Genomic DNA, 25,659 nt, shown 5'->3' on the forward strand with positions numbered 1-25,659 from the left:
TTAGATTTTTAACATTTTCTTAATGAAGCCATCTATGACTCTAACTGGGATCATATTTAGTAATGAATATTTGAAGAACTTCTTTTTGATGACTACATCCGAGGTTTTTGGTCTGTGAGTTTGGAAGGTTTTGAATACTCTGTCAGCAAAATTGTTGGCGTGTATAGCATCCTTTGATTCTTTGTCAACCAATTTCATTAATCTTTTCAATATTTTCCTATAGACCTCAGGCACATCGTCTCCGGTATTCAGCTCAATCTTTCCCCAAATCGGCGTAGCAATTGGTCCTGGATTTATAGTAACTGCATCTATTCCATAGATGAGTAACTCTCTTCGAAGTCCTTCTGTGAAACTATCAACAGCTGCCTTTGAGCTTGAATAGGGTGTCATAAAGGGCATGGCCCGTTTACTTGCAATGGAACTCATATTGATGATCTTGCCTGGTTCGAACCGACAATCTTCGATGGCACCAAGCAGTGGCAGAAAAGCCTTGGTTACGGCAATCAATCCAAATAAATTGACCTCATACTGTTTCCGAAATGCATCTACATCCAACAATTCTACTGGCCCCGTAACCGCTATTCCGGCATTATTGATCAGGAGTTTTAAACCCTCGCCATCGAGTTCATTGGTCAACTTATTGGCTTCACTTGTAATTGCATCCTGATCCGTTACATCAAATAATAAAGGACGGAAATGCTCTCCATGTTCTTGTGAAAGGCGGTCAGCATCTGACTGCTTTCTCAGGCTTCCATATACTGTATATCCCTCATCAATAAATTTTTCGGTACAAGCCAAGCCAATGCCTGTAGATGCACCTGTAATCAAGATATTGCCTTTGGTCATGATTCGAATATAAACAAAAAAGGGGCTGCAAATGCATCCCCTTAATCAAGTATTAATTCTAATCTTTATTTCCAGACGTTCAGATCAAAATCATCGGCAAATTTCGAAGCTTTTTCATAGCCTGCATCATGATGTCGGAAAATGCCCATAGCAGGATCGTTGTGCAACACACGCTTCAAGCATTTTTCTGCTCTTTCGGTTCCATCTGCTAACACTACCATTCCGGCGTGCTGAGAATACCCCATGCCTACACCCCCGCCATGATGGAATGAGATCCAGGTGGCTCCGCCTGTCGCATTGGACATCAAGTTGAGCAGCGGCCAATCTGAAACGGCATCCGTTCCATCCTTCATACCCTCTGTCTCTCGGTTAGGGGAAGCCACGGAACCGCAATCCAAATGATCTCTTCCAATGACAATGGGTGCTTTGACTTTTCCTGTTTTTACTAAATCATTGAAAATCAGGCCAGCCTTTTCTCGCTCACCCATCCCTAACCAACAAATCCTACATGGCAATCCTTGAAAAGCCACTTTCTTTTGTGCTTCCTGAAGCCAGTTGATCATATGCTTATTTTCGGGAAAGGCTTCGATCAATGCCTGATCGGTCACATAAATGTCTTCAGGGTCGCCGGACAATGCGGCCCATCGGAAGGGTCCCTTGCCTTCGCAGAAAAGTGGACGCACGTACTCTGGAACAAAACCATTGAAATCAAAGGCATTGGGTTCTCCGCCTTGCTTCGCAAACTCGCGTATGTTGTTTCCATAATCGAAAGTCTTACTACCCTTCTTTTGTAAGTCCAACATCAGGCCTACGTGACGAGCCATACTTTTCAAAGACAGGTCTTTGTATTTTACCTGATCTGTTTTTCTTAATTCAGCAGCTTCGCCTAATGACAGTCCATTTGGCACATAGCCGAATACTGGATCATGTGCCGAGGTTTGGTCAGTTAATACTTCAGGTACAATACCATCTGCAATTAATTTTTCTAACATGTCCCCAGCGTCAGCTACAAGGCCTACAGAAAGGTTCTCTCCTTTGGCTTTAGCCTCCATCACCCAATCGCGCGCCTCATCATAGGAGTGCGTCATTCGATCGATATATTTGGTATCTAATCTTTTTTGGATTCTCGTAGGGTTGATGTCTGCCCCCAGGAAAGTTGCTCCTGCCATAGTTGCTGCTAGTGGCTGCGCACCACCCATACCACCGAGGCCAGCCGTTACGACCAGTTTACCTTTTAGGCTTCCGCCAAAATGCTTTTCTCCACAGGCCACGAATGTCTCATAGGTACCTTGCAATATGCCTTGTGAACCAATGTAAATCCAGCTACCCGCAGTCATCTGGCCATACATCATCAGGCCTCTTTCTTTCAAAGATTGAAAGTGTTCCCAGTTGGACCATGCCGGAACTAAGTTTGAATTTGCGATAAGCACGCGAGGAGCCTCTGCATGCGTACGAACTATCCCTACAGGTTTGCCAGATTGAACCAGCAAACTTTCATCCTCTTCCAATTTCAAGAGTAGCTCGATGATTTTCTGAAGAGATTCTACGTTTCGGGCCGCCTGTCCAGTTCCACCATAAACGACAAGTTCTGAAGGGTCTTCAGCAACTTCAGCGTCAAGATTATTGAGTAACATGCGCAACGCAGCTTCAGTTTGCCAGGATTTGGCATGTAGCTGGCTTCCTGTAGGCGCTTTATAGGACGGGTGGGCGGCATATTTATTAATAAATTCCGAATACATCATGATTGTATAAGTTAATGTTATGACGATCTGCTGCACTATTGGCAACCGATACAATTTCTTTGTTTTTGATTAGATTGGTAGCGATCACCATATCGTCACCAAAGATTCTGTCTTCTGTGGCAAAACTGATATGCTTCCTGATATGGGCATGTACCTCTTCAAGTATCTCACTCGACTTCAAGGGCTTTCTAAAATCAAAGCCTTGCGCTGCACAGAATAATTCTATACCTAATATGTTTTCGAGATTGTCTAAGATGGTGTTTAATTTCCTTCCTCCGATAGATCCCATACTCACATGATCTTCCTGTCCCAACGAGGTGGGCACGCTATCCGCACTTGAAGGAAAACAAAGGCCTTTGTTTTCGCTTACTAACGCTGCTGAAGTGTATTGAGGAATCATAAATCCAGAATTCAATCCAGTATTGTTCATTAATAAAGCGGGCAGCCCCTCTACATCGCCTTCTAGCATCAGATACACCCTGCGGTCTGAGATGTTCCCGATTTCGGCGGAAGCCAAGGCAGCGTAATCAATGGGCATCGCCATGGGCTGGCCATGAAAATTACCACCACTGATCGTTTTGTCAACACTGCAAATAATTGGGTTGTCTGTTACCGAATTGATCTCGATGGTCAGCATCTCTTTCAGATGAAGCCAGGCATTTCGAGAAGCTCCGTGAACCTGGGGCATACATCTCAGGGAATACGGGTCTTGAACTCGGCTACAATTCTGATGAGAATCGATAATTTCCGATCCTGTTACCAGCTTCTCCAATCTATCAGCTACATAGATTGAACCCTGATAGGGTCTGATCTGATGCAACTCACTATCAAAGGGCTTCATTGAGCCTTTCAATGCTTCCAAACTCATGGCTCCAATAATATCTGCTGTGTCCAGGCAGTTACTCATTCTAACAAAGCCTCTAAGGGCATAGGCTGCGATAAACTGGGTTCCATTGATCAGAGCCAGACCTTCCTTCGGTCCTAGTGCCAATGCTTCTTTGTTTTCTTTTTGAAATAGCTCTGCGGCAGAAATCCATTGTTCATCCTTCCAAACTTTGCCTTCTCCAATCAGCGGCAAAAACAAATGTGCTAAAGGTGCCAAATCACCAGAGGCACCTACTGAGCCTTGCTGCGGAACATAAGGAATAAAATCATTCTCTATATGCCAAATGATTCTCTCTAAGGTTTCAAGAGCAACACCAGAGTATCCCTTGGATAAGGCGTGCACTTTGAGCACCATCATCAGCTTGGCAACATCTAATGGGGTCTCCGCTCCTACACCTACGCTATGGCTGCGTAGGATATTTTCCTGGAGCTTACCGGTATCTTCTTTTGAGATAATGGTTGTACACAGCGAACCGAAGCCTGTATTGACACCATAAACTATCTTTTCTTGTTCGGTAATGTCTAATACATTTTGGCGGCTGGCCAAAATTTTCTGAGTTGCCTCTTCATTTAGTGCACCTTTGGTGCGGCCTTCGACAATATCTAAGGCCACTCCCGGCGTTAAATGATCGATTCCATAATTGAAAATCGTCATAATTTACTTATTTATCAAATGGGTCGTTGTTTTCCTGTTTTATCAGAACAGGAGGAATGAAAAAGTCTACATTTTCAATCTGGAAACAATAATAAGCCGTATTTTTGATTACTGAAAATACTTTGTAGATCAATAATTGATAACAATGAGTAATCAAATAGAATTCAGACATCTCAGATATTTCATGGTGGTGGCCCAGGAGCTTCACTTTCGAAAGGCATCGGAAAGACTCTTTATTACGCAGCCTGGGCTGAGTCGCCAGATCAAGCAGCTGGAAGATGAATTGGGAGTGCAATTGTTTATTCGAAGCAAAAGACAAGTGGAACTAACAGATGCAGGTAGATTTCTTTACAATGAAAGTTCTAATTTGACCAATCAATTGGAGTCCATCAAGCGCTCTATAAAACTCATTGATAAAGGTGAAGAAGGCGAATTGAATATTGGATTTGTGGGATCTGCCATGCAAGCGGTCATACCACATCTCCTACTTAAACTCAATAAAAGATTTCCAAAAATTCATACAAGCCTGGAAGAGATGTCTAATGAAGATCAAATCTTCGCTATTGAGCATAACAAGTTAGACATTGGTTTTATCAGAGCCAAGCAAGCTCCAGAGGGCATTGCCTATCGTCAGATATTCAAAGACAATTTTTCTATAGTTATACCAAAAGCTCATCGAATCAATCAAGAGAACTTTAAAGACCTTAGCCAATTTTCACAGGAGAATTTTATACTATTTTCCAGTGACTATAGCCGAACTTATTACAATAAAGTCATGAGCATATTTGATGACCATGGGTTTGCTCCTAAAATTTCTCACAAATCCGTTCATGCCAATACCATTTTTCGATTGGTTGAAAACGGATTGGGTGTAGCTATCGTTCCAACCTCATTAAAGCATGGCTTCGATTTAGACATTAAATTCATAGAATTGAAAAATGTAAAACAAATCACATACCTATCTCTGATTTGGAAAGAAGGAACAACCAATGAATTGATTAAAAAGTTTGTATCGCTGTTGGATTAAAACTGGTTCTTGAGCGAATACAGTACCTTATGATCTCAAGATTTGGCTAATCGAGTAAAATTAATCCAGTCAAAGGCCACATGGGATGCCACTTCGTTCACATTGAAACTGTCAAATTATAGAAACTATAAGGATTCAGATAATGGCAAATAGCTATTGAGCTTTCAACAACCGCCTAAAATTATCGCAAAAGACAGCCGTCGATATGGCTACATTCAGAGATTCAGCTCCTCCATAGCCTGGAATAAAGACCTCCTGGTCCAGATGTTTTTTAAGGCTTTCATCTAAACCCAATGATTCATTGCCGAATACGATGACAGCTGGTTCATGGAATTTAAGCTGATGAATATTATCCCCCTGTAGTGTGGTACCGTATGCGTAATTAGCCACCGAGAGTACTTCATCAAGCAGAGAGTAGTGTACTTGAACACGTGTAAATGAGCCCATAGATGCAGAAATCACCTTGGCGTTGTAGCAATCGACTGATTCCGGTGAGCACACGATTTGATCGAATCCATACCAATCTGCTATTCTAATCACCGTGCCCAAATTTCCAGGGTCTTTTATCCGATCAAAGGCAAGAATAGATTTTGATTGATCGATTGCTCGAGCTGACGGGATATTTACTACCGCCAATGCGGCATTGTTGTTGGCGAATGTTCCAACTTTAGTCAAGTCTGCTTCCTTCGTTTCAATAATCAGGGAAGAATATTGTGACAACGCTTGGTCATTCCTGATAAGGAATTCTTTGGTGACATAGATCTTTATGACCTCAAAATCAGATTGAAGCAATTCTAGCACATTTTTTGCCCCTTCAACTACAAATTGATTTTCGAGTTGTCTGAATTTTTTTAATTGTAGGGATTTAATGAATTTTGAGTCTCGATTTGAAATCATCAATTGTTGTGCTTTATTTATCAAAATTTAGCTTGTGACAGCATTCACATGAGATCTGATACCCGAAAGCTGACATTTTTCCAAACTTAATGGATAATCAGTAAATCAAGGCAATTGACAATCGACTAGACAGAGAAAACATTAACTACTTCAAATTTTTATATGCGCCCCTATTCCTGGCCATGTTCCTGCTCTTTTTATCAGGATGCATGGGTCGCAGATTTTTGCCAAAGGAGCGGTCTCTATTGGTCGAGCAAAAGCTTGATGGGGCTGAAGGTTTAAATAAAGAAGAAATTCAATCGCTCTATTCTTACAAACCCAATCGGAAAATTCTTTTTATCCCATGGTCTCCTTATGTGGGCGTCTATCAGCGCGGCCTGAAGCGATATGATCCATTGAAGTACGAGCGAAAAAAACAGCAGATAAGGGATAAATACAAGAAGAAAATAGCCCATACGGATAAGGAAAAAAAGATAAAGAAACTTCGTAGTAAGCAAACCAAGAAGATCAACAAACAGCACCGAAATATAAAAGAAGGAAATTTTGGTATGCGAATGGGAGAACCCTTGTCTATTTACGACACAGCCAAGGAAAACCAAACTATGAAAAAAATTCAAGACTACATGTCTACAAAGGGGTACTTCAATGCAAAAGTAAGCTATACAGCCGAAGACAATTTTCGAATGGTCAGCACCATCTACAAGATCGAAAGAAGACAACCTTATGTGATAGATTCTCTATTTTACAACATTCCAGACACTTCCATATACAGGCACGTATTCGAGTCAGGGGAAGAATCGTTAGTTAAAATTGGAGAAAACTATGAACAAGAAAAGCTGGTCAAGGAAAGAGATAGGCTCAATGACCTCATGCTCAATAATGGGTATTATGACTTCAACCGCCAGTTTATCAGTTTTTTGGTAGATTCTTCATTTCAGGACAATAAAAAAGTAATAATAGGGCTCACGATTCGCAATCCCAACAACAAAAATTCGCATGAAATCTATCATATTGATTCCGTATTATTCACGACTGATGCTGACATCACAGATCCTACGAAAACAAGACAAAACGAAAGCTATGAGGGTATTACCTATCAATTTTATAGCAAACGCTATTCTGAGAAAATTCTTGACCGTAGAATTTTTGTAAAACCAGGTGATTTGTACAAAAGGTCTAATGCGCTGGAAACTCAAAAGCAGCTGTCCAATATGGATATTTTCAAATTCATCAATGTAAGCTATGACACCACGGGAGGTCAGTTTGTTGCTAACGTATATACCAGCCCATTAAAAAAATTCCAGACCTCTTCCGAACTGGGTCTAAATGTGAGCAAAGGACTACCCGGGCCGTTTTTCAATGCATCGATTAAAAACAGGAATACATTTCGTGGCTTAGAGGTAATGGAATTAAGTGGTAGAGTTGGGTTTGAAGGTTTATCGGGAGCAACCGACACAGGCAATCCGTATTCGTCATTAGACTATGGTGGAAACCTAGCATTCACATTCCCACAATTCATGCTGCCCTTGGGGGCAAAACTTAAATCAAAATTGGGTCGATTGAACCCAAAAACGAGGCTGTCTTTTGGACTAAACTACACGAATAGGCCTGAATATATAAGAACCAATATAAACACTTCCTTGATCCTGACTTGGCAGAATTACAAAAAACGGCGTAACTACTCACTTAACATTGCGGACATTAGTTATATCGACTCAAATGTAACAGACAGCTATCAGGATTTTTTGGATGAGCTTGAGGACAATGGCAACAATCTGAGCAATTCCTTCTTGCCCTCCTTTGTTAGTAGTACCTGGTTTTCAGTTACGCACAACATCAACGACTATGGCAATCGACAAGAACAGTCAGCCTTTCTTAGATATCAGATTGAGGCTGGAGGAAACCTGTATAGTCAATTAGCTAAAAATACATTTAGCAGAAACCTGGAATACTTCAAATATACCAAGTTCGATATTGACTTTAGATATTCGGCTCCAGTTAATTCTAGAGTAACAATGGCTTATCGCGCACATTTAGGAATAGCTGTTCCTTATGGTGATAATAAGACCCTGCCTTATGAAGAATTTTTCTTTGCAGGAGGAAGTAATAGCATTCGCGCCTGGGAGCCTCGGCGTCTTGGCCCCGGTTCATATCTACCAATTGATGAAACCGGAAATTATAACAACAGTTTCGAACAACCTGGAGAAATTCTCTTTGAGGCAAGTATCGAGCTCAGGCATAAAATTTTTGGTTTTCTATATGGGGCATTTTTTGTGGATGGCGGTAATACCTGGACGATGAGAGAAGAACAGGCCAGGCCAGGTAGCCAGTTTCAATTTGAAAATTTCCTAAAAGAATTGGCAGTAGGAGCAGGATATGGACTCCGACTAGATTTCTCCTTCTTGCTTTTAAGACTTGATGCTGCCTGGAAAATTTATGATCCTGGTAATCAAACCAGGTTTGGTAATGAAATTTCAAGGGGTAGCCTGGATCTACCAGATTATAATAATTACAGTCGTTTAGTATGGAATTTGGGAATTGGTTATCCGTTCTAGGCCCTGAAATAATGAGTAATTGGACAATGAAGTAATGAAGTAATGAATAAAGAGGAGATACAGGAATGGTTTAAATACTTGCAGGATGACATTTGCAACTCATTGGAAAAAACTGACGGTCAAGGCCAATTCAAGGAAGACCTTTGGGATCGTCCAGAAGGTGGAGGTGGCAGGACAAGAGTCATAATCGGAGGCACAATAATAGAAAAGGGTGGTGTCAATTTCTCAGCTGTGAATGGACCTACCCCAACTAAGATATTGGAAGCGCTCCATATTGATAAAGCGGATTTCTTTGCTACCGGTGTGTCCATTGTGATGCATCCTCACAGTCCAATGGTGCCTATTATTCATATGAATGTGCGCTATTTTGAAATGAGCAACGGTGTGAGTTGGTTTGGCGGAGGCATTGATCTCACCCCACATTATGTTGATGAGGCAGATGCCATGTATTTCCATAAACAGCTGAAAAATTGTTGCGATCGTCACGATAACTCCTATTACCCAGAATTCAAAAAATGGGCAGATGATTACTTCTATATAAGACATAGAAAAGAAACCCGTGGAATAGGTGGGATTTTCTTCGATCGCTTGTCGGCGAATAATCAATTTTCGATGGAAGACCGCTGGGCCTTTGTCCAAGAAGTAGGAAATCAGTTTGCCCCATTATACACATACTTCATGTCGAAAAACAAAGATCTTCCTTTCACAGAAAAGGAAAAAGAATGGCAGTACTTACGTCGAGGTAGATATGCAGAATTCAACCTGGTTTGGGACAAGGGTACCAAATTTGGGCTAGATACCGATGGTCGTACAGAATCCATTTTGATGAGCCTTCCTCCTCAGGCCAGTTGGGCATATAACCACATACCAGAGGTCGATTCCAAAGAACAAAATACTCTCAATCAGTTAAAAAAGGGCGTTGATTGGGTTCAATAGTTCTATTTTCGTGAGGCAAACCTTTTCAATGAGTCAACATTAATCATAGAAGAATATGAACTGTGAGAACCTAATGTTTATCTCCAAGTTCTGATGAATAATCAAGGAAATGAATTAGTCCCTCAATAGTATTTAATTTATATCCCTCAGATTCACAGTACTCAACTATTTCCTTTGTGTCCACTCCGCCAATTTGATTCAGCACATCTGAATTGGTGATTTTATATACAGCTCCTTGGTACCGCCTGGTTCGGCTACTCGCATATTTATTGCTTTTTAAGTCATTTTGAGTATCATAAACGAATGTTGTAGATTTGTCCTTTTTTTTACTCGCTAGCTCTAAAATCTGGCCCTCACCTGTGGCCAGATACAATATCTCGGTAACCTTCTCCATTTCGATGGTTCGGTCCTCATTCACATAAGTCTCATTCTTACCTCCACCAGTTCCTCTCACCAAATAATCATATTCATGCCGAGACAGGATAGCTATGGAACTCTTCTTATTTTCATATACGAATTCAAAAAAAGTATTCTTCATTGCCTTGTTCTTTCTTATCTCATAAGGCAAAGAATAATACTTTCTTGCCAAACTATCTGAATCTTGTATTTCGAAATACTTCGCTTTGTTTGCCATAAATGAATGGGTGCCTGTTTCATTTTCTACACTTATAATGCTTGTAATGAAATTGTAGTTTAAGCTTCCTTTTAAAATTGCACCATCAAACAATATGACTTTACCGGGAAGCCATATATTGATTTCTGTATTAAAATTTTTTAGTTGCGCCAAGGCTAAGGAGTCTATCGCTAGGATCAGGTAAAATGTCAAAATGCAAGTACTGATTTTTTTCATTTCGTTGGTGTTTCGTATCGCTTTTGATCAAAGCTATGATTTACTTAATAATACTTTTTCTCCTTATTTGGTTCTTTCGAAAAAAACTTCGGGAGTTGACACAAAAATGGACATTATAGCACCAACTAGATTGAAACATTTTGACGAACCTCCGGCAATAACCCGAATTACAACTTCGTGTGATTCATTACGGCTCGTATTTCATTATAACTAAACTCGCTCCCTAATTTTGCTTTGACTGCATTTGTCCCCTCTCCTTCCCCAACCGCTTTCATGACAGTCCTGATTTGTTCCGCCTTTTCATGGCTGACAAATTCATCCAACGAAAATTTTGTTCCAATAAAACTCATCAGATGTCCTTCAATTGTGGTTTGGTTTAAGCTTCTTTCTTCGGCTATTTGATCTATGGTCTTTCCTTCTTGATACATGCTTAGGCTCAAGAGCTGACTTTCTCCTTTTACTTTCTTTTTGGTGACTTTCTCAATTTCTTTTTCCGCTACTTGTTGTTGTTTCTTCTTTCTTTTTGCCATTTCAGTGAGTAAGTAGGGAAGCTTTTTATCGTCCGCCAGGCCTTTTATAAGCAAAGCCATTTCTTCGAGCAAAAATTGTTTTTGTCTTGCCAGCGCAATCAATTCGTGAACATCACGCATGTATTTCTTCACCCCCGACTTCAGTTTCAATGAATCGTAGTGACCCGATAATGGCTCTAGTACTTCCGTGCTCAAAGCTTCTTTGAAGTAATCTGTAGCCGCTTTTACTCTAGAATTGGTTTGTTGGTAGTTATCATCATGTGCGGTTGGGAGGAGGCCGTTGAGTTGCGCTATGAATTTTCCTGCAGTTTGTTTTTGCTTATCAACAGATGCCTTTACTTTCGAAATCATCTTTAAGGCACGTTCTTTTTCCGGAATTTTCTTTTCTTCCATATTCTGAAAAAAATCTTTGATCGCCCAGGTCAGCCTATTCCAATCAAATGCCTTTAATAAAAAGGCACCCACGTATGCAATTTGTGAACTGATCAATTGGCGATTTAAGTCCTCGGCGGTTTGTTCCCTTGCACTAAAATCTATGGCCGCTTGATCACTACTGATACAGCTGTCTGAAATTTTTGAGTAAAGCACTAACCCATCCAGCGAAGTCAGGCGGCTAAGGGCCACGTATACTTGTCCAGGGGAAAACGACTGCCCGGCATCTATGATTGCATTGTCGAAGGTAAGCCCCTGACTTTTGTGTATTGTGATAGCCCATGCCAAACGAATGGGGTATTGTGTAAAGGTACCTTTCACTACTTCGTCCAGCTGATCGGTTTCTTTATTCAGTTTATACCTTTTATTCTCCCACACTTCTTTTTCAACTAATACCTCATCATCAGAATCAGTAAAAGTCACCGCGATATCATCTTCATCAATGCGCTTTACTAATCCAATTTTTCCATTATAATATCGGGGGTATTCTCCTTTGTCGTTCCTGATAAACATGACCTGGGACCCTTCTTTTAGCTTGAGATCTGTTTCCGCCATAACCGTGGCCTCATTAAAATCACCGGAAACACTGGCCTGAAAGGTATAAACAGCACCCTCTAACTTCTCAAGTTGCTCATTATTGATTACCTCCGCTCTTTTGTTGTGCGTTGTAAGTGTAATGTATTCACCTTTTTGTTTTGGCTCAAAGTTGGGTTTATAGTATTTATTGAGCAGTTCCAGATCACCCTTATCCATTTTATCATTCCTAATCTTGTTCAGAAGGTTGATGAATTTTTGGTCACTTTGACGATAAATATTTTTAAGCTCTAAATATATGGGCGGGGTGTCTTGGAGTGCTTTTGCATCGAAAAAAGAAATTGTTTTATAATATTTCTGAAGAACAGCCCATTCACTATTTCTCACTACTGGAGGCAATTGAAACAGGTCCCCAATAAAGAGTACCTGAACTCCTCCGAATCCACTCCAGTTATTCCTTCTTACCGACTTTAAGATTACATCAATTGCGTCGAGCAAATCTGCTCTCAACATCGATACTTCATCTATGATCAATAATTCAAGTTCCCGTAGCAGCTCTCGCTTTGCGCTATTAAGGCGGAGGTATTTGAGTAGATTTTTCTTATCAAAAAACTCTCCGTATTCTTCACCTGACATACTCTGTTCAGGAATAAAACTACCCATTGGTAACTGGAATAGGGAGTGCAAAGTAACTCCACCAGCATTCATTGCAGCCACTCCGGTAGGAGCAGCAATAACAATTTTCTTATGACAATTATCTTTTATGTATTTCAGGAAAGTTGTTTTCCCAGCCCCTGCTTTTCCTGTGAGATACAAATGTTCATTGGTGGTATTGACATAGTTTGCCGCCAATTCAAATTGGGTGTTGATTTCAATGGGCTCATTCATTAAAAAAAGTATTTTAGGTTAGAAAATACAGTTACGGACATTATCGACAGTTGAAATGCACCTAACATACAAAATCAAACTGTTACAATCTAATGCCATGTAGACATACGATTATACCTATATGGACTCAACAAATTTATTCAAACGTAATTGGAAGGGCCTCTGCCTCAAATTCACCTCCATCAAGGACGTTCAAATTCACTGATATTGAAATATTTTTGGACACAGTAGGAGCTCTTTTTAAATAATAAGAATTAATATGATTAATTGGTTTATCTACCTGTAACAAATAATCAGCTAGGCTTGGAGGATCATTAACATAGTCTTTATTCAATTCTATTATTGAATTTATATTGTCTCCCGCCTTAAATTCGTCATCATAATCCAGATTAGTAGTGAAGACAATGCTTTCAATTTGCTGGACATATCCATGCTGATCTGGTACGCATTGCTCCAACCAATCATCAATTCTAATTAAATCCCCTGTTTGATTCTCTCCTGTGTATGCATATGTTGCACTATTGAAGTAAACCTCCATATAGAAAACATCAAAACCGACTACTTCATTTCCTTGATTTAGACCATCAGATCCATATGACGTATTATATCTGTTTCCAAGTTCTATTGTCTCCAGGCGATAGTGAGAATAGTTATATGTGCTGATTGATTCACAGGATTGCTCATCATTAGAACAACTCGTGAGTAGTAACACAAGGATACAATTTGATATGAGGATATTTTTCAGCATAGGCTTAATTAATCTGGCTTTCCGATTTTCTCATGATAAATTCAATTCTAAGGACTTTATTTGAACCTTCGGACTATCAAAATCATGCAAGGCAGTTTCGAAGTCAGTGGATCGATCAAATATCCCATACACCGCCGAGCCCGTTCCGGTCATAGAGGCATAATCTGCTCCTAATTCTAAGAGCTTCAATTTAATAGATTGAAGCTCCGGGTGAGCTGCGAAAACAGTTTTTTCAAAGTCATTGACAACTGCACCTTGCCAATCTTTTGGAGGTTGTTGAAGTGCGGATTTAATGTCATAGCCAGGCTCTTTCGGAGTGATTCCATCAAAGGCCACCCTAGTATTCACATGAATACCCGGAAAGACTACTACAACTAAATAATCCGACAAGTCAAGTACAATATCCTCCAAGATTTCGCCGACACCAGTCACAAGTTTGGGTTGATTGTCAATAAAGAATGGACAGTCGGCACCAAGGGTTATGGCATAAGCCTCCAATTCTACCTTTGTCAGTCCTATCTCAAATTGTTCGTTGAGCAACTTGAGGGCAAAGGCTCCATCTGCCGAACCACCACCCAATCCCGCCCCCATGGGTACAACTTTGTGTAAGTGCATTTTTACAGGTGGGATGTCATGTTTTTCCTTTAGGAGTTCGTAGGCCCTTACGCAGAGATTAGTACTACCGTCTTCAGGTATATCTAATCCTGACGAGGTAAATACAAATTCATCTGCCGGTACAATTTCAAGTGCATCTTTCCAACCAAGAGGCAAGAAACATGAGGAGAGATTATGATAGCCATCCGTCCGTTTAGAGGTAATGTTGAGACCGATGTTGATCTTGGCGTTGGGAAAGGCGATCATAGGACTAAGTTAATGCCGTCACTTCGAAACGGAGTGAGAAGCCCCCATCGGCCTGTAGGTCCGCTGGGGATTTCTCCTTCCTACGTCAGTCGAAATGACGTGGTAATGTTTATTTCTTCATTTGCTCTATAACGTCTGCTGTGATTCCTGACGAAGAGAAACCACCATCGTGCATCAGGTTTTGCATAGTAACCATCTTGGTCAAATCCGAGAACATTGATACGCAATAATCTGCACATGCATCTGCTGTGGCATTGCCAAGTGGAGACATCTTCTCTGCATAATCCATAAATACATCAAATCCGCCCACCCCTGAACCTGCTGTTGTCATCGTAGGAGACTGTGAAATCGTGTTTACCCTTACTTTCTTCAATCTGGCAAATCTTTCACCATAGCTGCGAGCAATAGATTCCAGCATGGATTTAGCCTGGGCCATGTCTGAATAATCAGGGAAAGTCCGTTGAGCAGCAATGTAAGTCAAGGCAAGAATGGACCCCCACTCATTCATCGCGTCCTGCTTTTCAGCTACTGCCATCACTTTATGAAATGAGATAGCTGAGATGTCCATGGTTTTCAGCATCCAGTCGTAATTCAAATCACCATATTCCTTACTTTTTCTCACATTTGGACTCATACCTATGGAGTGCAATACGAAATCCAATTTTCCACCTAAAACTTCCACAGATTTTGAAAAGAGGTTTTCCAAATCTTCAACGGATGTAGCATCAGCAGGAATTATTTCCGAACCACATTGCTCAGCCAATTGATTGATTGCGCCCATTCTTAAAGCGATCGGGGCATTGGTCAAGGTAAACGAAGCCCCTTGTTCTTTAGCCTTCAAGGCTACCTTCCAGGCAATTGAATTTTCGTCCAAAGCACCAAAAATGATCCCTCTTTTTCCTTTTAATAGATTATTAGACATTTGATTTAATTTCTTATTGGTTTAAAAAAGCGTAAAGATAGTAGTTAGTAGTTGGTATTTAGTATTTAGGTTTTGGTTTTTGGTGCACGTTGCATGTCACTCCATCCCAATTAATTCTCTTGCACTATTCCTTGCGGTATCTGATGGATTTTCACCACCAATCATTTTGGCTATTTCTTCCAGCCGATCAGCAGGCTCTAGTTTTCGGATCATGCTTTCTGCTTTTGCCGCTTCATTATTTTTATAAACAAAATAATGGGCCTGCCCTTTGGCGGCTATCTGCGGAAGGTGACTTATAGATATGACTTGATGGTTGTCAGACATACGTCTCATCATATTGGCCATTTTCATGGCAATTTCTCCGGATACTCCTGTATCTATCTCATCAAACACCACTGTAGGCATGGCCGTTTTGCTGGCAAGCAAATACTTGATGCAGAACATGAGTCGGGAGAATTCACCGCCTGAAGCAACATTGCCAACAGGCTCTGGTTTGATTCCTTTATTTGCGCTAAAAAGAATTTCTATTTCGTCAATGCCTAATTTCCACGGCTCAACGCGTTTATAGACAAATTCCACATGACCATCGGGCATCCCTACTTCAGCAAGCAATTCGTTGAGTGACAAGGAAAATACATCAATCTGGCTTCTTCTCTTTTCCGAAAGTTGCTCGGCTGATTGAATCATCTTTTGCTCTAAATTTTCTTTTTGAACTTTCAGTAGTTTTATTTCCTCTTCCAGATTGATTACTCCTTCGGTTTCAGATTCAAGCTGCTCCTGAATTTTCAACAATCCAGACACATCACTTATCCGATGCTTCTGTTGAAGTTTATAGATCAGATCCAGCCGTAGATTCACCTCTTCCATCCGAGCCGGATTGTGCTCTATATCGTCTTGAAGATTGACCAGATCTCTAATAATGTCAACAATCTCCTCCGTTGCAGATTCAAATCTGACACTTAGTGTTTCCAGTTCCTTAGAAAAAGCAGCCATGTTTCGCAGTACGCTAGTGGCCTCCTTTAATCTATCATTTATGTTAATTTCATTTTCATCAAATTCCGATGAAATCTGAGAAAGCCTAAGTTTAATTTCCTCGGCATGCTCCAGAATCTGCAATTCTTCTTCGAGAGTGGTCTGTTCTCCTTCTTGCAAACCAGCCTCGACTAATTCGTCCAGCAAAAATTTCTTATAGTCCTCATCAGTTTTTGACGACTTTTCTTGATCAAGCAGCTCGGCAAGTTTTTTGGTCAATTTACTATACTCACTGTAATCATTCTGAAACCGAATTAATTCTTTTGAGGTTTGAGCAAAGTCATCCAGTAGCTTCACCTTCACAGATTTATTGCCCAATTGAATGCTTTCATTTTGGGAGTGAATATCGATTAGCCTAAGCCCGACCATTTTCATAACGTCTAATGTAACTGGAACATCGTTGATAAACGCTCTCGACTTACCCTTTGGACTGATCTCTCTTCTTATGATAGACTGCTCCTCAAAGTCCAAATCTTCTTCCTCAAATAAGGTTTCTAACTCAAGTTTAGAAACATCAAACTCGCCTTCTACTACGCATTTCTTGTCTTTGTCGAGGAGCGCTTTCGTATCAGCCCTTTTACCCAAAAGTAGCCCTACTGCGCCCAGCATAATTGACTTCCCGGCACCTGTCTCTCCTGTTATAATATTGAGACCTGCATCAGGCTCCAACTGCAACTTTCTGATCAGGGCATAATTGCTAATGGTCAAACTGGAAATCATGAGTTGGCTATCCTTCTATAGGTACAAAATGATGTCAAAAATAAAAACTTTCAAGATATGTATGTGTCATTCTTTTTCAAAGTTTGATGTTCTGAAAAGATATGATTATCAATTTTCCAGAATCTTGCCAAACTCCTCGGTACGTGCGGGGTCCAGGCTTTTAAGAATGTTGTAAACCTCACGTCTTTGTGCCAAGTCACCTTCCGAATAAATACCAACCAACTCGTCGAGTTTGGCATCCAAAAATGAAATAATCATAATAGACCTTGGTTTAGATCGGTTGGCAGCCTGAACCTTTTTGAGCGCTTCCAAAATATTCGTTCTGCCCTCATCAGGTTGTTCTGCCATCAAGTCCAGGCCTTTAATGTGATATTCATATATCGCCTCTCGCATGGGTTCCATAGTCTGATCTATCGTATTTTCAGAAAGCCAATATCTATTTCTAATGCTATTAAACTGATCCCATCCGGTATACCCCGATTGCTGGGCATTGTTGACTGCTGCCCATGCCGCTTCATAATACTTCTGCCCACCCAGTTCTTCATATGAGTCGTAGTCATACCCCAGAATCATATAGGCGTAATAACCGAGCATAGATGTGATATTGGATATAAAACTTGTAGGTTGAAAGTCCAATGGTTGAGATTCTGTGTATTCAAAATTGAAATCTCTATCTGCAAAATTTATCAACACGGCCTCGTATGAAGAATTATAGACGGGTCTTGCTGCTATCACCTGGACCGTAGCGGAAAAATTACCTAAAGAAGGCTGAGATTCAAGCGTAATGTTTATGCCACACGTAATTCTTTCATTATTTTCAAAACGTTCATCGGCCCATTTTCGGTCATTTAAGAATTTGGCGAACTCTACTTCCATTTCCTGAAATACCCTGCGCTCGGTAGTTTCGATCTGCACGGCATTTACTTTCACCTGACAATTCAATTCCTGGGCTACAACAGAAAAGCAAGTGCCCATTAGAAATAAAAGGAGAAAAGTATTAAGGATGGGTTTTTTCATCTATTTCATAATTACTTTCAATTGCTCGGTGAATCTTCCTTTAGTTAGCACTGCCAATACGGCTAAGAAGTTACTTACTTGAAGGTTTCATGGATGCAATTAACAATGTCCTCAGCAACCTTTTGCTTCGACTTGAGTTCAAAATGCCTCTTTGGCTGATCAACGCTGAAGATAGTAATTTTATTAGTATCCACAGAAAAACCTGCACCATTATCGTTCAAAGAATTAAGGACAATAAGATCAAACTTCTTCTTGTCCATTTTTTCTTTTGCATACTGTTCTTCTTTCTCGGTCTCCAAGGCAAAACCTACGTTAACCTGGCTTTTGGCTTTACGTTTGCCCATTTCCGCAGCGATATCTTTATTCTTGACTAACTCTATGGTCATAGAATCGCCAGTTTTTTTGATCTTCTCTTCGGCAGGAGCTATCGGCCGATAGTCGGCTACCGCTGCTGCAAAAATTGCTATGTCGGTTTGATCATATTTTGCTGATACCTCATTGTACATTTCATCTGCGGATGACACGTGGGTAAGAGCAATCAATTCCGATTCCAACTTGTATTGTCCCGGCCCAGCAATCAAATGGATACGAGCTCCTTCCGAAGCCATAGCATGCGCCAATGCTAATCCCATCTTGCCTGATGAGTGATTACCAATAAAGCGAACTGGATCTATTTTTTCGTAGGTGGGGCCGGCAGTAATCAAGACCTGCTTACCTTCAAATCTTTTTTTTTTTGAGAGGTGTTCCTCTACTTGTTGCAACAAATGCTCAGGCTCAGCCATTCTGCCCTCACCTACCAAACCACTGGCTAGTTCTCCGTGTTCCGCGTCCAACACCAAATGTCCAAATGATTGCAAAATTTTGAGATTCTGTCGTGTTGCCGGATGCCTATACATATCAAGATCCATGGCAGGAGCAATCACAACCGGACATTTAGCTGAAAGGTAAACCGCAGTTAATAGATTGTCGCACAGGCCATGCGCCATCTTAGCCATTGTATTGGCACTAGCTGGTGCTATCAAAAATAAATCGGCCCATAGACCTAATTCGACATGATTTTCCCATTGTCCCCGATCATCTTTTTCAAAAGCTGAAACGACAGGGTTTTTAGAAAGCGTAGATAGCGTAAGTGGTGTAATGAAGGTCTTAGCCGAGACAGTCATAATGACTCTCACCTCGCAGCCTGCTTTGATCAATAGTCTGACCAAAAGAGCGGATTTGTATGCGGCTATACTACCGCATACTCCTAGTAATATTTTCTTCCCCTTCAGCATTGGGGGGCAAATTAAATTTCTATGCCGCCTTCTTCTTTCACCGCATCTCTCACAAGGATTTTTCCTTCAGAAAATTCCTCGATAGCCACGATGGTAGGCTTTGGCATTCTTTCATAAAATTTAGAAATTTCGATTTGCTCTCTGTTTTCGAATATTTCTTCAAGATTGTCCACTGTAGATGCAAATTCTGCTAATTTTCCACTCAATTCTTCTCTTACATTAGAAGAAATTTGTCTTGCTCTCTTTGAAATTACATTGAGAGATTTGTAGATGTTACCTGTGTCTGTTGACAAATCGACAATATCTCTAGTTACAATTGATGGTTTAACCGCCATTATTATGAATTTTTAGATAATTTTTTTGTTTCTTCAAGTGAGTCCACATAGAACTTCTCAGCTTTTTTTAGGAATTCACTGTTTGGGTATTTGTCTATAAACTCTTCATAGAGCTCAATAGTTTTCTGGTATCTTTCTTTTTGCTTGGATTTGATACTCTGCTTGGCGTAACTGTACTCTGAGTCCACCGCATAAAACAATATTTCCTCGTTCAGTTTTGAATCTGGAAATTCATCTGCAAAAGTCTCAAAGGCAACGCGTGCTGCTTCCCACCTTTCCAGTTTATGATATTGCTTAGCATTCTCAAATGCCTTTTTTTCTAGTTTTCTCTGCAACTCATCAATATACTTGGTTGCAGGTTCAGCATATTCGCTATATGGATTTCTATTGATAAAAGTTTGAAATGCATTAACGGCATCTAAAGTACTACTTTGATCGAGGTTATAGTCCGGAGACTGCAAATAAGATGAGTATGCCGACATGTACGCCGCCTCGATGGCCCAGTCACTTCGCGAATAAACCCTGGCGAACTCGTTGAAATAACTACCGCTTAGGATATACTGTCTCTGATGGAAATAACAATAAGCTCTATAAAAACTGGCCTTTTCGGCGTCCAATGTACCCTTAATAATTGGCAACACCTGGTCAAACAGCACACTGGCTTTGTAATATTCTTCTTCTTCGTAGTAGCGAAGTGCGGCGTCGTACTTCATTTTCCAATCCGTACTTTTTTGTAGTCGTTTAAATTCACTACAAGAAATAGCCAAAACAGCTACCAAAACAAGTACAAAATTCCCTAAAAACCTCATTTTTCGCATAAGCCTGCAAATATAGCTTGTTTACCTTAAATTCAACAATTTTTTTCGAGCTGAGATTCTCTTGCTTTTAAGACTTCTTATCGCTCTATAAGTAAATGATCTTTGGTAGAGTTTAGTTGCTTCAAGGCCTCTGTTTTATCCGCCTCCTTCAACATTTTTTTGCCCATTTCGATTTTATCTTCGTTTTGCTCCATCAACTCCTTTGCCCTTCCTTTTAAAATCTTCTCTTGGTCAGCTGGGGAGTCTTCATTTGATTGCTTGTAATAGGTAGCCACGTCATACAACTCAGGCCGTTCATCTTCTCGCCAATCAAAATCTTCTAAGAACATTTGATCTTCCTCCAATTCGTGTGGAGGAATGAACTTAGCCTCGGGCTGTGTATAAAATGAAATATTCTTCATGATGTTCTCCTCAAATCGTAATGTCATGGCACTGCAGAAAATCTTATTCATTCCGATCATAAGACTATCTCCTTTCAACAAAAAATAGTGGCTCTCTCCATTGCCATTGATATCCATTTTCTGCATGTCTCCAAACTCATTAAAATGACCAACCATTTTCCTACCCTTGATCTGATTATGTTGCCCTAAAGTGTCTATTGAAATCAGGAAAGCTCTTCGTCTAAGCGTCATTTGTTTCAAAATGTCTTCTTCGAACTTCAAGTCAATGCTGTCGGAGACCATTTGACTGCTCTTATTCCATAGGATAGGGTCATCGTACATGTGAATAGTTGAATCCGACAAAAAATAAGCAACTGAATCACACTTGCCCTGCATATTACGCTTGAACATTAAAATATTGTAGTAGGCTAGTATTCGCTCCTTATCTTTATCTACATTTTCAATTGAAACTAAGGTATCTGAGGACATGAAAAAGGTATCCTGTCGCATGATACGCTTCATCAATGGTCTACCGTAGACCTTACTGATGCCAGCCTTTTTATCGTAGACAGCCTCATCACCAAAGATCAGTATGTCATCCTTTTTTGAGGTCATGACCACGTTTCCTTTGGCTGTATAAAATTTCTTTTGATCGTCGATAAAAAGCTCATCCCCTGTTACGATGTAATTTCTTGTTTCAATGGTCCCTTCGGCAAAAGTGGTTTGATCCTTGGCAGTCCTGAAACGTCCGCCATCCGCATCAACTGTTGTTCCATCTGCATTTTCGATATAGGTAGGGCCTTTAGTGACGGCAACTTTGGTAATGGAAGAGTATTCCAGCGTGTCAGACTTCAAGTTGAAATCCGGAGACACCAACAGCACATCCTTAAAAAAGAAAGCCTGACTACTCTTAGAGTGATAAACACCATATACACTTGTGAGTGTATTCCTCTCGTCAACAAGCTTACCATTTTCTTTAAACTCTCCTACTTCTGTAACCAGATTATAGTCAAGAATATCAGTATAAAGTACTTTGGTGCCTTTTCGATAGACTACATCTTCGCGAAGTAATGCCATTCCCTCATTACCCTGGTAGGTAAGTGTTTTTGAGGTTATCGTTACAGAGTCGTCTACAATTCTAACTCGACCAAAGGCCTCCATCGTATTGGTGCGCGTATAGTAGTAAGCTGAGTCGCAATAGACTATGGTTGTCTTCTGAGTGAATACTACATTGTGGAGCAGTTTTTTGAATCGAACCTTGCCGTCTCGGGCATTCGTAAGTTTGTCGGCTTTGTATCTGAATTTATCCTTTTTTTGGGCTACAGCACCCATTGAAAAAAGTAAAAAACAAGCAAACCAAAACAAAAAGGTGTTTCGCATAGTGTAAAAATCTGTCGCAAAGCTACATGGAATCCATGAGATAAGTAAACAATAAAATATAAGTGCTGAGCTGCAAATCAGATGCCAAAAACATTTGCATCATCTTTGAAACTGGCATGGTCAGTACACATTATTGAAGACGTGAACGAATCATGCATTGTTTGAGAAAAATATCATCGTCATACAAAAAATAAACACATAAAAAACAGCTAAGTTTGGCCAAAAGCTTACTCGGTGGCCACATTGCAAAGACAATTCGAACGATTTATAAAAAGGGAACATCTTTTTGGCCCGAGCGATAAGCTGTTGCTGGCAGTAAGTGGTGGAGTGGATTCAATTGTGCTCGTTCATCTCATGCATTCGCTAAATTATAAGGCTAGTGTAGTCCATTGTAATTTTCAACTGCGCGGAGAAGATTCCGATCATGATGCTGCGCTTGTTGAGGCAATCGCCAAAAAACATAATTTACCGTTCTATCACAAAAAATTTAATACTTCAGATTATGCTGAGTCACAGCATCTTTCGACACAACTGGCGGCCAGAGAACTAAGATATCAGTGGTTTGATGAATTAGTGAGTGCTCATAGTTTTGATTATTTAATCACTGCTCACCATGGCAATGATCAAATTGAAACCATGCTTTACAATCTTATCAAAGGGACCGGTGCTGCCGGGCTTAGAGGAATTCCACTAAGAACGGACCAAATCCGTAGACCGCTTTTATTTGCAAAAAGAGAGGAGATTGAAGCATACGCAAAGGAACACAAACTCAAATGGAGAGAAGATGCCTCCAACAAGGAGGACAAATACCGCCGCAACCGGATTCGGCTACGAGTTGTCCCGGAACTTAAACACATCAATCCAGGACTGGAAAAGACGATGTCAAATAACAGCAAAAGGTTTGACGCGCTAGAAAAGCTATTGCTAAATCAAGTGACTCTCATAAGTAAGGAGTATTTAAACCAAAATAATAATGGCTATTCGTTGTCGATGAGCTGGTACAAGGCCTCAGAGGGTAGTCTGGCTGTTTTGGTAGAGTTGCTTCGACCTTTTGGATTTAATGCAGACCAGTGCTTTTCCATTGATGAAATCATCGATAATACGGAATCAAACTCCGTTGGCAAACAATTTTATTCTGCACAATATGTGCTAGCTATTGATCGAGGTACCATCCAAATCGTATCAGTACATTCTGATGAAAAGTTCGAGCTCATGATAAATAAGAGTGACGAATTTGTATCCACTCCTCTTGCTGATTTTTCTTTAGAACTTGCGAACTCAAAAGGAGATTGGCCCAAAGACAAAAAAGTGGCTTACTTGGATGCTCAATTCGTTGAATTTCCAATTAAAGTCAGAAATTGGAAGCAAGGAGACAGCTTTTACCCACTAGGTATGAATGGTAAAAAAAAGCTAAGCGATTTTATGATTGATGAGAAAATTCCCGTAAACTTGAAATCAAGAGTTGTGCTTTTCGAGTCAAAAAAAGATATCATCTGGGTAGCCGGACATAGGATTGACGATCGATACAAAATCACACCAAAAACTAAACGCGTATTGATCATAAAAATGACCGACCATGTTTAATCCATTCAAAAAGAAATACAGTAAAAAAGAACTAGACTTGATTGCTTTTTTGGCACAGACCAGACATTTCGAAAAATTGGATGAAGATGAGTTGGCTCTGTTTCTTCCCTACATGTACTTACGCGATTATCAGCAGGATGAGGTTGTGTTTTTTACTGGCGATCCGAGTCATGCCTTGTATATCATCAAGCGGGGCTCTGTGTCACTTTCAATTGATGTTAATGATCGATTCGAGCAGCTTGCAGAAGCCTACCGTGGGCAAGTTTTCGGCGACAACAGCCTATTAGAAAGTGCCAAGCGCATCTACACCACGGTGATCACCTCTGAAAAAGCTGAATTATACGTAATCCCTCAAATCAACCTCCTCGAAATATTGAACGATCATCCTGAGGTTCGTGCCAAGGTCATGACCGCCTTCTCTGAAGTGTATAATGAATACACCACCCAACTGTTTAAAACTTACAAATCCCATTTTGGGTTCTTCGAACTGAGCAAGGTCTATCTGGGAAGGGTTTAAAATCTAAAATCACATTTTCCTATTGCCCATGTGATATCGCAATCAAGAATTGTGGATGGACGAATTGCCGTCTTCAATAAATGACAAAAGTCATAGGGTAAAACTCTTGAAGAATTCATCCTTTTTCTCCAATTAAGAGTAAGATTTGGCTATTTTAGCGGCACAAATTGATCCCTAATTTAGGATCATAAAACACAAACAAGATGAAACCGACATGGTCGGATCAAATAATTGACTAACATGTTCATTAATTGATCTCTTGTAAATCAAATATTATAGTAAACAAAATATAAGCAGATGAAAGTAACCGTAGTAGGTGCCGGAAACGTAGGTGCCAGTGTAGCTGAGTATGTAGCCATGAAAGAATTGGCTGATGAAGTTGTGATCCTGGATATCAAAGAGGGCTTTGCAGAAGGTAAAGCCATGGATCTTAACCAATGTGCCACCCTCAATGGGTTTAACGCCAAGGTAATTGGTACTACAGGTGACTATTCCAAAACTGCAGGTTCTTCTGTTGTCGTGATTACTTCGGGTATTCCCAGAAAACCAGGGATGACCAGAGAAGAACTGATTGGCACAAATGCAGGCATTGTGAAGACCGTAACGGAAAACTTGGTAAAACACTCTCCTGATGCGGTGCTTGTCGTAATTAGTAATCCAATGGATACCATGACTTACCTATCTGCTAAAACGAGTGGATTGGCCAAAAACAAAGTGATCGGTATGGGTGGCACTTTGGATAGTGCAAGGTTCAAATACAGATTATCTGAAGCTTTGGATTGCAATCCAAACGATGTGAAAGGCATGGTGATTGGCGGACATGGTGATACCACTATGATTCCATTGACAAGATTGGCCTCTTACAACTCAACTCCTGCGTCTGACTACATTTCCGCAGAAAGAATGGAGCAAGTATCCGCTGATACTATGGTAGGCGGCGCTACATTGACCGGTCTGCTAGGAACTTCTGCATGGTATGCGCCGGGTGCTGCAGGTGCTGAAGTAGTAGAAGCCATTATCAGGGACAAAAAGATCATGATGCCATGTTCAGTTTATCTGGAAGGTGAATATGGACAAAAAGACATCTGCATCGGAGTACCGGTGATCCTTGGAAGAAACGGATGGGAAAAGATCATTGAGCTGGACTTGAACGATGACGAAAAAGCGAAATTCGAAGCTAGTGCCGCTGCGGTTAGAAAAATGAATGACGCGTTGGAGCTATAAGGTTCAAAATTCAACGGATAAGTTTAAAAGAGGTTAGTCCTCTGCAAATAAAAGCTCCCGCCTGATCGCT

Annotated in this window: 21 protein-coding genes; 6 read left to right on the forward strand and 15 right to left on the reverse strand. The window is 40.4% G+C overall.

What is annotated here, in order from left to right; all coding sequences use genetic code 11:
• From ABJD64_RS20880 to hutH, 3 genes are all read right to left on the reverse strand, one after another.
• A complete protein-coding gene (locus tag ABJD64_RS20880) occupies nt 1–846 on the reverse strand; it encodes an SDR family NAD(P)-dependent oxidoreductase (RefSeq protein WP_348182273.1) in 846 nt (281 codons plus the stop codon).
• A gap of 65 nt (nt 847–911) precedes the next feature.
• A complete protein-coding gene (hutU, locus tag ABJD64_RS20885) occupies nt 912–2,588 on the reverse strand; it encodes a urocanate hydratase (RefSeq protein ID WP_348182272.1) in 1,677 nt (558 codons plus the stop codon).
• Nucleotides 2,566–4,128: a histidine ammonia-lyase gene (hutH, locus tag ABJD64_RS20890; protein ID WP_348182271.1), complete on the reverse strand. Its 1,563-nt coding sequence runs from the start codon at nt 4,126–4,128 to the stop codon at nt 2,566–2,568. Before hutH ends, hutU begins: the two co-directional genes overlap by 23 nt.
• Before the next feature lie 145 nt (nt 4,129–4,273).
• Between hutH and ABJD64_RS20895 the strand changes: the two genes are divergently transcribed.
• Nucleotides 4,274–5,155 (forward strand): LysR family transcriptional regulator, encoded by an 882-nt coding sequence (locus ABJD64_RS20895; RefSeq protein WP_348182270.1) that lies wholly within the window; start codon nt 4,274–4,276, stop codon nt 5,153–5,155.
• A gap of 153 nt (nt 5,156–5,308) precedes the next feature.
• On the opposite strand, the gene ABJD64_RS20900 is transcribed toward ABJD64_RS20895, so the two are convergent.
• Entirely contained in the window at nt 5,309–6,052 is a 744-nt protein-coding gene (locus tag ABJD64_RS20900) for an RNA methyltransferase (RefSeq protein ID WP_348182269.1), read from the reverse strand.
• Nucleotides 6,053–6,261: 209 nt separating this feature from the next.
• On the opposite strand from ABJD64_RS20900, the gene ABJD64_RS20905 reads away from it, so the two are divergent.
• Both ABJD64_RS20905 and hemF read left to right on the forward strand, forming a co-directional pair.
• A complete protein-coding gene (locus ABJD64_RS20905) occupies nt 6,262–8,607 on the forward strand; it encodes a BamA/TamA family outer membrane protein (protein ID WP_348182268.1) in 2,346 nt (781 codons plus the stop codon).
• 42 nt (nt 8,608–8,649) lie between these two features.
• Nucleotides 8,650–9,543, forward strand: a complete 894-nt coding sequence (gene hemF / locus ABJD64_RS20910) for an oxygen-dependent coproporphyrinogen oxidase (protein ID WP_348182267.1) — start codon at nt 8,650–8,652, stop codon at nt 9,541–9,543.
• Between the two features lie 70 nt (nt 9,544–9,613).
• Here hemF and ABJD64_RS20915 read toward each other — a convergent pair whose 3' ends face one another.
• The 11 genes from ABJD64_RS20915 to ABJD64_RS20965 all read right to left on the reverse strand — a co-directional run bounded on the left by ABJD64_RS20915 (nt 9,614) and on the right by ABJD64_RS20965 (nt 22,264).
• Complete coding sequence (locus tag ABJD64_RS20915; RefSeq protein ID WP_348182266.1) at nt 9,614–10,393, reverse strand: hypothetical protein; 780 nt, start codon at nt 10,391–10,393, stop codon at nt 9,614–9,616.
• Nucleotides 10,394–10,560: 167 nt separating this feature from the next.
• Nucleotides 10,561–12,777, reverse strand: coding sequence for a helix-turn-helix domain-containing protein (locus tag ABJD64_RS20920; RefSeq protein WP_348182265.1), 2,217 nt, complete (start codon nt 12,775–12,777; stop codon nt 10,561–10,563).
• 136 nt (nt 12,778–12,913) lie between these two features.
• The gene (locus ABJD64_RS20925; protein ID WP_348182264.1) at nt 12,914–13,489 is read right to left on the reverse strand and encodes a hypothetical protein; all 576 of its coding nucleotides are present in this window, start codon (nt 13,487–13,489) and stop codon (nt 12,914–12,916) included.
• A gap of 66 nt (nt 13,490–13,555) precedes the next feature.
• Nucleotides 13,556–14,386: a 4-(cytidine 5'-diphospho)-2-C-methyl-D-erythritol kinase gene (gene ispE / locus ABJD64_RS20930; protein WP_348182263.1), complete on the reverse strand. Its 831-nt coding sequence runs from the start codon at nt 14,384–14,386 to the stop codon at nt 13,556–13,558.
• 109 nt (nt 14,387–14,495) lie between these two features.
• Nucleotides 14,496–15,308, reverse strand: coding sequence for an SDR family oxidoreductase (locus tag ABJD64_RS20935; RefSeq protein WP_348182262.1), 813 nt, complete (start codon nt 15,306–15,308; stop codon nt 14,496–14,498).
• A 96-nt stretch (nt 15,309–15,404) separates the two neighbouring features.
• Nucleotides 15,405–17,060 (reverse strand): DNA repair protein RecN, encoded by a 1,656-nt coding sequence (gene recN, locus ABJD64_RS20940; RefSeq protein ID WP_348182261.1) that lies wholly within the window; start codon nt 17,058–17,060, stop codon nt 15,405–15,407.
• 108 nt (nt 17,061–17,168) lie between these two features.
• Nucleotides 17,169–18,077, reverse strand: coding sequence for a DUF4835 family protein (locus ABJD64_RS20945; protein WP_348182260.1), 909 nt, complete (start codon nt 18,075–18,077; stop codon nt 17,169–17,171).
• A gap of 74 nt (nt 18,078–18,151) precedes the next feature.
• Complete coding sequence (gene coaBC / locus ABJD64_RS20950) at nt 18,152–19,351, reverse strand: bifunctional phosphopantothenoylcysteine decarboxylase/phosphopantothenate--cysteine ligase CoaBC (RefSeq protein WP_348182259.1); 1,200 nt, start codon at nt 19,349–19,351, stop codon at nt 18,152–18,154.
• Between the two features lie 11 nt (nt 19,352–19,362).
• Complete coding sequence (locus tag ABJD64_RS20955; protein WP_348182258.1) at nt 19,363–19,686, reverse strand: DNA-directed RNA polymerase subunit omega; 324 nt, start codon at nt 19,684–19,686, stop codon at nt 19,363–19,365.
• Nucleotides 19,687–19,688: 2 nt separating this feature from the next.
• Entirely contained in the window at nt 19,689–20,504 is an 816-nt protein-coding gene (gene bamD, locus ABJD64_RS20960; protein WP_348196445.1) for an outer membrane protein assembly factor BamD, read from the reverse strand.
• 77 nt (nt 20,505–20,581) lie between these two features.
• Complete coding sequence (locus ABJD64_RS20965) at nt 20,582–22,264, reverse strand: OstA-like protein (RefSeq protein WP_348182256.1); 1,683 nt, start codon at nt 22,262–22,264, stop codon at nt 20,582–20,584.
• Between the two features lie 234 nt (nt 22,265–22,498).
• Here ABJD64_RS20965 and tilS point away from each other — a divergent pair, with 234 nt between their 5' ends.
• From tilS to mdh, 3 genes are all read left to right on the forward strand, one after another.
• Nucleotides 22,499–23,848, forward strand: coding sequence for a tRNA lysidine(34) synthetase TilS (gene tilS / locus ABJD64_RS20970; protein ID WP_348182255.1), 1,350 nt, complete (start codon nt 22,499–22,501; stop codon nt 23,846–23,848).
• A complete protein-coding gene (locus ABJD64_RS20975) occupies nt 23,841–24,365 on the forward strand; it encodes a cyclic nucleotide-binding domain-containing protein (RefSeq protein ID WP_348182254.1) in 525 nt (174 codons plus the stop codon). The genes tilS and ABJD64_RS20975 overlap by 8 nt, the downstream gene beginning before the upstream one ends.
• Before the next feature lie 297 nt (nt 24,366–24,662).
• Entirely contained in the window at nt 24,663–25,589 is a 927-nt protein-coding gene (gene mdh / locus ABJD64_RS20980) for a malate dehydrogenase (RefSeq protein WP_348182253.1), read from the forward strand.
• Nucleotides 25,590–25,659 lie beyond the last annotated feature (70 nt).

Source organism: Reichenbachiella sp. (assembly GCF_039944555.1).
Classification (GTDB): Bacteria; Bacteroidota; Bacteroidia; order Cytophagales; family Cyclobacteriaceae; genus Reichenbachiella.